The organism is Streptomyces sp. CBMA29 (genome assembly GCF_014596445.1).
Taxonomy (GTDB): Bacteria; Actinomycetota; Actinomycetes; order Streptomycetales; family Streptomycetaceae; genus Actinacidiphila.
This window is the reverse complement of record NZ_MECL01000097.1, coordinates 1-10,576: the sequence shown is the minus strand read 5'-3', so window position 1 is coordinate 10,576 and position 10,576 is coordinate 1. Positions and strand designations below refer to the sequence as shown.

Annotated in this window: 12 protein-coding genes; 8 read left to right on the top strand and 4 right to left on the bottom strand. The window is 74.3% G+C overall.

All coding sequences use genetic code 11. The annotated features are described in order from the left end of the window. Both BGM09_RS15250 and BGM09_RS15245 read right to left on the bottom strand, forming a co-directional pair. On the bottom strand, positions 1-1,361 hold a 1,361-nt coding region (locus BGM09_RS15250), incomplete at its 3' end, for a protein kinase domain-containing protein (protein WP_411158308.1). Positions 1,362-1,822: 461 nt separating this feature from the next. Further along, positions 1,823-2,179, bottom strand: coding sequence for a MerR family transcriptional regulator (locus BGM09_RS15245; protein WP_188282120.1), 357 nt, complete (start codon positions 2,177-2,179; stop codon positions 1,823-1,825). A 101-nt stretch (positions 2,180-2,280) separates the two neighbouring features. On the opposite strand from BGM09_RS15245, the gene BGM09_RS15240 reads away from it, so the two are divergent. After that, positions 2,281-2,742 (top strand): hypothetical protein, encoded by a 462-nt coding sequence (locus tag BGM09_RS15240; protein WP_188282119.1) that lies wholly within the window; start codon positions 2,281-2,283, stop codon positions 2,740-2,742. A gap of 138 nt (positions 2,743-2,880) precedes the next feature. On the opposite strand, the gene BGM09_RS15235 is transcribed toward BGM09_RS15240, so the two are convergent. After that, entirely contained in the window at positions 2,881-3,600 is a 720-nt protein-coding gene (locus BGM09_RS15235) for a TetR/AcrR family transcriptional regulator (RefSeq protein ID WP_188282118.1), read from the bottom strand. 189 nt (positions 3,601-3,789) lie between these two features. On the opposite strand from BGM09_RS15235, the gene BGM09_RS15230 reads away from it, so the two are divergent. Continuing rightward, positions 3,790-4,665 (top strand): SDR family oxidoreductase, encoded by an 876-nt coding sequence (locus BGM09_RS15230; protein ID WP_188282117.1) that lies wholly within the window; start codon positions 3,790-3,792, stop codon positions 4,663-4,665. A gap of 26 nt (positions 4,666-4,691) precedes the next feature. Here BGM09_RS15230 and BGM09_RS15225 read toward each other — a convergent pair whose 3' ends face one another. Beyond that, positions 4,692-5,567, bottom strand: a complete 876-nt coding sequence (locus BGM09_RS15225) for an alpha/beta fold hydrolase (RefSeq protein WP_188282116.1) — start codon at positions 5,565-5,567, stop codon at positions 4,692-4,694. 104 nt (positions 5,568-5,671) lie between these two features. On the opposite strand from BGM09_RS15225, the gene BGM09_RS37710 reads away from it, so the two are divergent. The 6 genes from BGM09_RS37710 to BGM09_RS15200 all read left to right on the top strand — a co-directional run. Continuing rightward, the gene (locus BGM09_RS37710) at positions 5,672-5,794 is read left to right on the top strand and encodes a hypothetical protein (protein WP_411158307.1); all 123 of its coding nucleotides are present in this window, start codon (positions 5,672-5,674) and stop codon (positions 5,792-5,794) included. 104 nt (positions 5,795-5,898) lie between these two features. Continuing rightward, positions 5,899-6,897 carry a hypothetical protein gene (locus BGM09_RS15220; protein WP_188282115.1) on the top strand — a complete coding sequence of 333 codons (999 nt, stop codon included), beginning with the start codon at positions 5,899-5,901 and terminating at the stop codon, positions 6,895-6,897. A 175-nt stretch (positions 6,898-7,072) separates the two neighbouring features. Next, positions 7,073-7,633, top strand: a complete 561-nt coding sequence (locus BGM09_RS15215; protein ID WP_188282114.1) for a GNAT family N-acetyltransferase — start codon at positions 7,073-7,075, stop codon at positions 7,631-7,633. A gap of 101 nt (positions 7,634-7,734) precedes the next feature. Continuing rightward, a complete protein-coding gene (locus BGM09_RS15210; RefSeq protein ID WP_188282113.1) occupies positions 7,735-8,595 on the top strand; it encodes an aminoglycoside adenylyltransferase domain-containing protein in 861 nt (286 codons plus the stop codon). Between the two features lie 143 nt (positions 8,596-8,738). Further along, complete coding sequence (locus BGM09_RS15205) at positions 8,739-9,269, top strand: MarR family winged helix-turn-helix transcriptional regulator (RefSeq protein WP_188282112.1); 531 nt, start codon at positions 8,739-8,741, stop codon at positions 9,267-9,269. Next, positions 9,266-10,576, top strand: a 1,311-nt coding sequence (locus BGM09_RS15200; protein ID WP_188282111.1) for an MFS transporter, incomplete at its 3' end; no start/stop codon positions are given. The genes BGM09_RS15205 and BGM09_RS15200, both read left to right, overlap by 4 nt.

Here is a 10,576-nt window from a genome sequence, read left to right as displayed (position 1 = left end):
GCCAACACGGCGACCAGCGCGGCGAGTTCACCGCGCCCGCGCTCCTCCCAGTCCGCGCCGTAGGCGGCGACGGCGACCGCCTCCGCCTCGGCGGCGAACTCGGCCGCGCTCTGCGGCCGTTCCGCCGGGTCCTTCGCCAACCCACGTGCGAGCAGCGGCCGTACGGGCTCCGGAGCCTGCTCTGCCGGGATCGGCGCCTCGGCGTGCTGGGCCGCCAGCTCCGCCGCCGTGCCGCCCGCGTACGGCGGCGCGCCGGTGAGGCTCTGGTGGAAGACGGCCGTCGCCGCGTAGACATCGGAGGCCGCGCTCGCCGGAGCGCCCGCCCACCGCTCGGGCGCGCTGTAGGGGGTGCCGGGGGGTACGTCGCTCGGCTCGGCGTTCGCCTGCGCGTGTTCCGGGGTGGGGGCCGCCGGTCCGGCGTCCGCCTCCGCCTGTTCCGGGGTGGGGGCCGCCGGTCCGGCGTCGACGAGCTGGACCGCGCCTTCGGGGGTGATCAGGACGTTCTCGGGCGCGAGGTCGCCGTGGGCGCCACCGGCCTCGTGGGCTGCGGCGAGTACGAGCAGCGAGCCCTTGAGGACGACGAGCGCCGACTCGGGGGCGAGGGCGCCCTTCTCCTGGAGGAGGGCGACAAGTCCGGTGCTGCTGACCGGAGTCGGCGTCCCGGCGGCGGGCTCCTGGGGCTCCGGGACCTCGGCCGCTGCGGCGGCCTTGGACGGCGACGCCTTCGAGGCGGCCCCTGCCGTCTTCCGCCCCTTCGCCGGGGGGCTGGTCCCCGCCGCCTTCTTCGCCGCGCCCGCGGGCGGTGCCGCCGCCGCGGTCTTCCGCGTCTGCGCCGTCTTGGCCGCGGTTTTCGCCGGTGGCTTGGCCGGTGTCTTGGCCGGTGAGCTGGCCGTCGTCTTCGCGGTCTTGGCGGCCTTCACGGCGGGCTTCCCCGCCGCCTGCTTCTGCGCCGCCTTCGCCGCCGCAGCCGCCATGGGAGCTGCCTCGGGCTGTTTCTGAGTGTCCGTCACATCGCTTGCGCTGGAAGGCACTTCGGCTGCCGTGGCGTTCTCGGCGGGCTTCGCCGCAGCGCGCTTCGGTGCCGCCTTTGTGGGCGGTTTCGGCGCCGCCTCGGACGCGGCGGCTTCCTGTGCGCCGCCCTCGGGCTTCGCGTCCGCCACCGCCTCCGTGTCCCCCGCCGTCTCCCCTGCCGTCTCCGCTGCCGCCCGGTCGGGAGCCTGGGCGCGCTTACGCGGCTGCGCCGCCGTCTTCCGCGCCCGAGCCATGGGCCTCGGGCCCGGCTGCCGCTGCCCGGCCGGCTTGCCGTGCCCGGCCGTCGCGCCGCCCTCGCCGGGTATGCCCGTGCCGTTGTCGTCGTCCACCTGATTCCGCCCCTCGCGCTGCCCCTTGAGGAGGAGCCGCTGTCCGCGGCACCTCGACGCCCTGTTCCGTACTCGGATTTCCCACCGCCAGCCGGGCCGATCTGCCGGGGGTCACGGCTGTCCGCCCGAACTGCCCCTTCCACGGGAGGGCCGAGCGCCGAAGACGCCGACAGGGGACCGGGGTTCGCCCGGGAACCGTGGAGGAGGTGCCGTGAGGATCAAGAGGGTACTGGGGGCCGGGCACCAAGGGGAGATCGGGGCGGCCCTGATCCCGCCCGCGGACCCCCCTTTGCCGGACAGCCAGGGGCATATGCCTCGCCTATGCACCGCCTGCGCGCGTCACCCGGGACGGACGGTGCGCACGGGGCGGCGGCGACGGCGTGGGCGTGGAACAGGCGCTCCCCACGGCCGGGTTGGGCGTCACCGCCGTCCCAGCGCCGGCACCGTCGTGGCTCGGTCCTTCAGACGACGGGCCGCAGAGGGCGCCCTGTGCCGACGCGGTCGGTGAGTTCGGTGCGCAGGGTGGCGAGTTCGGCCATGCGGGCGTCGAGGAGGCGGATCTTCTCCTCGAACAGCGCGGAGAGCGTTACGGCGGGGTCCGGTGCCGCGCGCAACTCCTCGCCGGTCCGGGCGATTTCGGCCAGGGAGAATCCGAGCGTCTGCGCGGTGCGGACGTAGTGCAGCCAGGCCACCGACTCGGGCGGGAAGTCGCGGTAGCCGTTGGTGAGACGTCGGCCCGTGACGAGGCCGACCTTTTCGTAGAACCGGATCGCGTCCCTGGTCATCCCGGTCTGAGCGGCCAGTTCTCCGATACGCATGCCGCGCCTCCCCCCTCGGCCGATGGACTTGACCTTGGACCGTACTCCACTGTTTAGCGTGAGGCCGTCGCTGAGCCCCCCCAACCGGCCGGAGCCCCCCCATGATCCGATTCCACGCCCCCGCACGCCCCGCCTATCTCCGCGTCGTACGCGCGAGTGCCTGGTACGACCTCGCGGTCACCGTGGGGTTCGTCACACCGTGGACCTACGCGCGGGTCCATGACGCGCTGTCCTCGGCGGGCGGCGCGCTCGGCTGGGGCGTCCTGCCCGAACTCGACGTGTGGCAGACCCTGTTCGCGAATCTGATGGGCTCTGTGGTGGTCGTCTGGGCCGCCCTGCGCATCGTACGGACCCTGCCCGAACACGGCCTGCTCGACGGCATCGCGCGCACCCTGTTCTCGGCGTGGATGGCGTACGCGCTGGCCCAAGGCGCTTCGCGGATCCTGTGGCTGTTCCTCGCGGCCGAGGCCACGTGGGGAATCGTCCAACTCACGCCCTGGCTGCGCCCCCGCCCCGGTGCCCCCGCCGATGGTTCGGGCGCAGTCTCGCCGACCTCTGTGTGAGCACGTCTCCGCCGCGTCATCGGCATGGCACCGGCTACCTCGTAGCGCCGCCTCTCGACGCCTGACGTCGGTCACCGGGAATCGGCCACGGCGGGCCTCCGGGGTACAGACGGGCTACGGCTACGGCTACGACTACTGCTACGGCTTCGCGGCGGTGATGCGGTCGAGCCAGTCGCGCAGGAGGGCTTGTTCGGTCTCGGTGAGGGCGGAGGTCCGGGGGAGGACGGCGCGCAGGGCCACGGCGGCGGTGACGGGACCGGCGGCGGGGTCGGTGGCGGCCGGGGCGTCGGTGGTGATCGCGGCGATGACCGCTTCGCGGGCCAAGGTGGCCAGTTCCGGGTCGCGGCGGTCGGGCGGCAGGGAGATCAGCGTGTGGGTGACGCCCTGGCCCGCGGCCTGGACGAGCAGGCAGGCGCGTTCCTCGCCCACGCGCAGTCGGCCCGCCTCGGCGATCCGGCGGATGTGCCCGGCCAGGACCGCCACGCCCGCGACCTCGGCGGGTGTCGGCGGCACCGCGCCCCGGGTCCGCTCGTACATGACCTGGTAGAGCGCCGGGTTGGCGAGGCCGAAGCCGACGTGGAGGTCCCAGCCGGTCCGCAGGTCCGCCACCGGGTCCGCGCCGGGCTCCAGGTCCGTCTTGCTGGCCAGGTAGGCCGCGAAGCCGTCGGCCGCGACCGCGTCGAGCAGGCCCTGCTTGTCGCCGAAGAGCCGGTAGATCGTGGGCGCCCGCACTCCGGCCGCCGCGCCGACCACCCGGGTCGACACCGCCTCCCGGCCGCCCTCGGCGAGCAGCTTGGCGGTGGCGGCGAGGATGCGCTCGCGCGGGCCGTCCTCAGGGGCGATGTCTCGGACACTCATGGTGCCGACGGTAACAGGAATCGTGTTAGCGGTGATTCAGTATCGGTGCTAGCGTATTCATTGTTAGCAGTGATTCGGCGGTGCCCGCGGCGCAACCGGTACGGCGACACGTATCAGCGTGTCGATCTGTCGACCGCGTGTCGACGTGCGTCGAGGCCGCTCGCACCCTCACCCACCTGGAGATACCTCATGATCATCGTCACCGGAGCCACCGGAAAGCTCGGCCGGGCCGTCGTCGACCGGCTGCTCACCCGCGTCCCCGCCGAGGAGATCGGCGCGAGTGTCCGCGACCCCGGCAAGGCGCGGGACCTGGCGGAAAAGGGCGTCCGCGTACGGCGGGGCGACTTCACGGACCCGGCGACCCTCGCGCACGCCTTCGAGGGCGCCGCGCAGGTGCTGATCGTCTCGGCCGGCGTCACCGGAGAGGCCGCCCTCGCCATGCACCACGCCGCGATCGACGGGGCCAAGGCCGCCGGGGCCGGCCGAATCCTCTACACCAGCCACATGGGCGCGAGCCCGACCTCCCTCTTCGCGCCCATGCCCGACCACGCCGCCACCGAGGCGGCGCTGCGCGACTCGGGCGTGCCGTGGACCTCCCTGCGCAACGGCTACTACGCCAGCTCGGCGGTCATGCTGCTCGGCGCCGCCGTGCGCACGGGCGAGCTGGCCGCGCCGGAGGACGGCCCCATCTCCTGGACGGCCCACGCCGACCTCGCCGAGGCCACCGCGCGCGTGCTGACCGCCGACGACCGGTCCGTACGCCCCTCGGGACCGACCGCGCCGCTCACCGGCTCCGAAGCGCTCGACCTCGCCGAGGTCGCGGAGACCGCCGCCGAACTGTCCGGGCGCCCGGTCAAGCGCGTCGTCGTCGGCGACGACGAGTACCGGGACCTCCTCGTCGGGCGCGGCGCCTCACCGGCCCAGGCGGAACTGCTCCTCGGGATGTTCGCCGCCAGCAGGCAGGGCGAGTTCACCGCGGTGGACCCGGCGCTCGCCACCCTGATCGGCCGCCCGCCGACGCCGTTCGGGGACGTACTCGACGAGGCGATCACGTCCGCTGCCTGACGGCCGACTTCTCGGCCGCGTGCTCGTCAGCGGAGGAAGGCCGCCACGGTCGACACGAAACGCGCCGGGTCGTCGAGCCAGGGGAAGTGACCGGCGCCGGGCTGGACGGCCGACTCGGCGCGCGGGAACAGACCGGCGACCTCGGCCGCGGCCGAGGGCGGGGTGTTGAGGTCGACCTCCCCGGCCAGTACGAGGACGGGGGAGGTGAAACGCGCCAGGGCCGCGCGGGTGGCGGCCGGGTCGAAGGCGCCCTCGGAACCGAAGATCTCCCCGGCCTCCGCGTTCTTGCGCGCATCGCCCGCGTCCCGGTGCGCGCGGGCCGCGTCGTCCCAACGGCCGTAGAAGAAGGGGTCCACGGCCCGGAACGTCTCGGCGTCGCCCTTGCCCGCGACGACCGCTTCCAGCGCGGCGAAAGCGGCCGGGAACCACGGCTCGCCCTCACGCAGCAGCGCCGTCCCGCGCCGCATGTCCCCGGTGATCGTGACATCGACCGCCCGGACGCTCGGCGTGATCAGCGCGAGCCGCCCGACGCGTTCGGGGTGGCGGGCGACGTACAGCACGGCCAGATTCGTACCGGCGGAATGCCCGAGCAGATCCGCCCGGTCAAGACCCAGATGCACGCGGAGGGCTTCCACGTCGTCCACGAGCCGGTCGCAGCGGTAGGAGCCGGTGTCCTGGGGGACCGCCGAGCCGCCGGTGCCCCGTGGGTCCAGCAGGATCAACCGCCGGTGCGCGGCGAGACCGCCGAGGTCCCCGAGATACGCGCTGTCCTGCATCGGCCCCCCGGGCAGGCAGATCAGCGGCGGCCCCGCACCGAGGGCGTGGTACGCGAGCCGGGTCCCGTCAGGCGCGGCGAAAGAAGTCGTGGCACTCGTGGCAGTCGTCGTGGGGTCGGCAGTCATGGCGACGACTGTGGCAGCGGCCTCGGGCCAGGGCAACCGGGTTCCGGCGGCAGCCGGGCGCCGTGGAGCGGGATTGTCGTACCCCGCGAGTACCGTCGGTGGCCGTGGATCCCGAGGCCGTACGCACCTTCGTCGGCGGCGACGGCGCCAGGCTCGGATGGCCCGCCGAGCACGGCCTGCGGCGGATTCCCGTGCACGGCCCGACCCCGGTCCACCCGCACGCGTGACGGGCACCGGACCGGCGAGAGGCGGCCACCGGACCGGCGACGTATCCGCAAGGGACTGGCACCGGACCGGCGACGATCGGGCCGTCCGGCGTATTCTGCGTCGTATGTCCTGGACCAGCCTCTTGAGGGTGCGCCGCGCGGAGGGGGAGACCTTCCTGCTGCGCCGCAAGCGGGTCCCCGGCATCGACCTGTCCTACGGTGACGCGCGGCTCGCCAAGATCCGGGCGGCGGCGCGCGAGGGTGTCGGGCAGTGGCCGCTGATCCGCGGACGACTGGCCGCCGCGACGGACGGCGAGGACCTGACCTTCCTGCTGGAGGGCGTGCAGAGCGTCGCCGGGGTGGAGCGGTGGATCGGCGACGTGATCGCCGCCGAGCCGGACGACGCGCTGCCGCTGCTGGTCTCCGGCGCCCGGCATGTCGCCTGGGCCTGGCACGCCCGTACGGGCTTCGCGGCGCGATACGTGTCGGACGAGCAGCGGGAGCTCTTCCGGGCCCGGCTGGCCGTCGCGGAGGACCGCCTGCTGGAGGCGGCCGAGCGCGAGCCGACCTGGGCGGCGCCCTGGTACTTCCTCCAGATCACCGGACGCGGTCTCGGCGTCGGAACCGATGTCGCGGAGCGCCGCTTCGCGGCGACCTGCCGCCGCTCGCCCGGCCATGTCGCCGCCCACCGGCAGCACGTGCAGCAGCTCTGCCCGAAGTGGGGCGGCTCGTGGGCCCGGACGCACGCCTTCGCCCGCGAGGCGATGCTGGCGGCCCCCGCCGGGAGCCCGATGGGCCAGCTCGTCGCCCAGGCCCACCTGGAGGAGTGGCTGGCACTCGGCGGCGACGCGGAGTCGCCGTATCTGGCCGGCGCCGAGGTGGTCCGCGCCGTGAACGAGGCCGCCGCGCGCTCGGTCTACCACCCGGACTTCGTACGCCACCGGGACTGGCCGCTGGCCTTCAACACCTTCGCGATGACCTTCGCGCTCGCCGGGGACGTCCGCCTCGCGCGTCCGCTGTTCCAGGTCCTCGGGGACCGGGCCACCGAAATGCCCTGGGCCTACCTGGACGGCCAGTCGCCCCTGGCCCCGTTCCTCGCCTGGCGCGCCCGCGCCGACCGCTGACCCCGTACGTCCGGAGGGCCACGGACCCAAGGGTTCGGACCCAGGGCCACGGACCCAGGGGTACGGACCCGCGCCGGGCGAAAACCGCTGGTCGTATCGGCTCCCTTTGCGATAGGTCTGCGGGTGCGCGCGCCGTGGAGCGGCGCCGCTGTGCGAGGCCGACGTGGAGGACGAGATGTTCGCGATTTCCCTGGGAGACGACGCCGAGCTGCGCCCGCTGGAGCCGTGGCGGGCCGAGGAGTTCCTGGCCCACATGGACCGCGGGCGCGAGTACGTCGGACAGCACATCGGCCTGGCCGACGCCACCGCCGACGTGGACTCGGCGCGGAACTGGCTCCAGTCGTACGCCGACAAGACGGCGGCCGACGCGGGCCGCCTCTACGGGATCTGGCTCGACGGACTGCTCGTCGGCGGTGTCCTGTTCAGGGTCTTCGACGCGGCGGCGGGCACCTGCGAGGTGGGCTGCTGGCTCGAACCGGCCGCCGCCGGAAGGGGGTTGGTCACCCGGGCGGCCCGCGTCATCATCGACTGGGCGGTGTACGAACGCGGCATCCACCGGGTGGAGTGGAACGTGTCGCCCGAGAACACGCCGAGCGTCAACGTCGCCAAGCGGCTCGGCATGACCCGCGAAGGGCTCCTGCGCGCCACCTACCTCCACCGGGGCGTACGCCAGGACGCCGAGGTCTGGTCGATCCTCGCACCGGAGTGGCGCGCCGCCGGGCGGGACGCCCGCTGACCGGCTGCCCGCCGTCCCCGTACGGGACGCCGTCCCCCGTACGGGACGCCGGGCCGACAGCGCACCGCGGGCCCCGGGGGCGCCCGTGGCACACTCCCCGCATGCTCCATCCCGACGCCGCCCGCCTCACCCGCCGCTATCTGTCCGTCGCCGACCGGCTGCTGCCGGGCCGGATCACCCACTTCTACGTGGTCGGCTCGGCCGCGCTCGGGGCGTGGCGCGCGGGCGGCAGCGACATCGACGTCGTCGCGGCGGTGGACGGCGGCTTCACTGCGGGGGACGTACGGCGGCTGCGGGTGCTGCACCCGGTCGGCAACGCCACCCCCGCCGTACGGGCGCTGCTGCGGGCGCGGGTGACGGTTCCCGGCACGGTGAACGCCGTCTACGTGTCGGCCGCCGACCTCCGCCGACCGGTGACGGCCATCCGCCCGCTGGCCTCGCACACCGGGAATTCCTTCGCGCGCGGCCGTGCCTTCGACGTCAACCCGGTGGTGTGGAAGGTGCTGCGCGAACGCGGCATCCCGCTGCGCGGCCCGGCCCCCGGCGCCCTCGGGCTCGACCCGGAACCGGAACGCCTGCGCGCGTGGAATCTGGCGAATCTGCACGGTTACTGGAGCGCCTGGGCCGAGAAGGCGCTGGCCGGGAAGCCGCCAGGCAAACCGCTGGTCGCGGCGCGCTCGGCGGGACGCTCGCTCACCACCTGGGGCGTGCTCGGTGTGTCCCGGCTGCACCGCACGGTCGCCACCGGGGACGTCGTCTCCAAAGAGGGCGCGGGGGAGTACGCCCTCGACACCTTCGCACCGCGCTGGCACCCCCTGATCCGTACGGCCCTCGCCTACCGCCGCGCGGAGCCGCTTCCTGCCGGGCTCGTCCGTGACCCGGACCTCGCCGATCCGGCGCGGCGGCTCCGGCTGACCGGCGCGTTCGTCACGGAAGTGATCGCGGACGCCGGCCGGCTCTGAGCACCGCCGTTCAGCCCCCGTGCGGCAGCCGTCCCCCAGCCCGCTCCGGGCGCCGTCACGACCCGGATTCACCTGTGCGGACAGGTCAGAAGGGGCCCTCGCACCCATGGAGCTATGCGAGATAGCTATGTAGGATAGGAGTTATGGAAGATCGTGAGGTGAGCCGGTTCCGGGTCCAGATGAAGCTCTTGCAGCGGCGTCTGCGCCGCGAGGCGCTGCCGGTGCACGGTGTGTCCAGGACGGCGTTGCAGGTGATCACCGCGGTCACCCGGCTGCCGGAGGGGACGCAGCCCCGGCGGATCGCCGAAGAGCAGCAGATGACGAGCTCGAACGTCGCCGCGGCGCTGCGGGAGCTGGAGGAGGCCGGCTACGTCCTCAGGCGCAAGGACTCCGCCGACGCCCGCCGGGTCGCCGTGCACATCACCGAGCGCGGCCGGACCGTGGTGGCGAGCGTGCGCAGCGAGCGCGACTCCTGGCTGGGCCGGGCGATGACGGCCCTGCTCGACGAGGACGAGCAGCGGACGCTGCTCGCGGCGGGCGCGCTGATGGAACGGCTGGCGGAGTTCGAGGCCACCGCCCCGACCGCCCCCGAGGTTCAGCCGACCCGACCGGTGCCGTCCGCCGGGCCCCCGCAGGAGCCGACCGGGAGCCGTACGGTCACCAGCGCGTCATGAGGCCCCGGCCGGCCCGGCGCGGCCAGGCGGCGGCGCCGGCGGAAACGACAGCGCCCGCGCGCCGCTTCGCCCGCATGCTCTCCTCCCTGTCGGTGCGCAACTACCGCCTGTACTTCTGGGGTTACGCCGTCTCCGTCGCGGGCACCTGGATGCAGACGCTCGCCCTGGCCTTCCTCGTCCTGCGGCTGACCGGCAGCGGCAGCGACCTCGGCCTGGCCGCCGCCGCCCGCTTCCTGCCGTTCCTCCTGCTCGGCCCGGTCGGCGGCCTGATCGCCGACCGCTACGACAAGCGGCGGCTGCTGTACGTGACGCAGTCGTCGTCCGCGCTGATCGCCCTCCTCTTCGCGGTGCTCACCGCGACGCACGTCATCACCATCGGCATCGTCATCGGGCTCTCCCTGGCGCTGGGGGCGCTGACCGTATTCGACAACCCGGCCCGGCAGAGCCTGATCGGCGAGCTGGTGCCGCGCGAACAGCTCGCCAACGCCGTCACCCTGAACTCCGTCTCGGTGAACCTCGCCCGGGTCTTCGGCTCCGCGGCGGGCGGCGCGCTGGTCGCCGCCGTGGGCCTGACGACCTGCTTCGCGCTCAACGCGGTGTCCTTCGCCGCGGTCATCGCCAGCCTGGCGATGATGCGCGCGTCCGAGGTGAACGCGGCCGAGCGGCAGCCGCGCAGCAAGGGCCAGATCCGCGAGGGCCTGCGCTATACGCGCCGCACCCCCGCGCTCCTGCTGCCGCTGCTCATGCTGACGGTCACCGGCATGCTGGCCTACGAATTCCCCGTCACGCTCCCGCTGGTGGCGCGCGGCGCGTTCCACGGCGGGGCCGGGACGTACGGCGCTATGGCGACGCTGATGGCGGTCGGCGCGGTGGTCGGCGGGCTGTCCATCGCGGGCCGCGCCAACGCGCAGCGTGCCGTCGCCCTCGCGTGGGCCGGTACGGGCTGGGGCATCGCGATCCTGGCCGCCGCCCTCGCGCCCACGCTGACCTGGGAGTTGGTGGCGCTGCCCTTTGTCGGCTACGGCTCCATCACCTTCAACTCCCTGTCCAAGACGGCGGTCCAGCTCGCCGCCGCGCCCTCGATGCGGGGCCGGGTGATGGCCCTGTGGGCGATGGCCTGGGGCGGCACCACGGTGCTCGGCGGGCCGCTGGTCGGCTGGATCGCCCAGCAGTACGGCAGCCGCTGGTCCCTGGCCGTCGGCGGCGCGCCGACGGTCCTGCTCGCCCTGCTGATGTGGCCCGCCCTGCGCCGGATCGACACCGGCGCGGCGGCGCGCGACGCCACCGCGGGCGGCGACACGATCGTG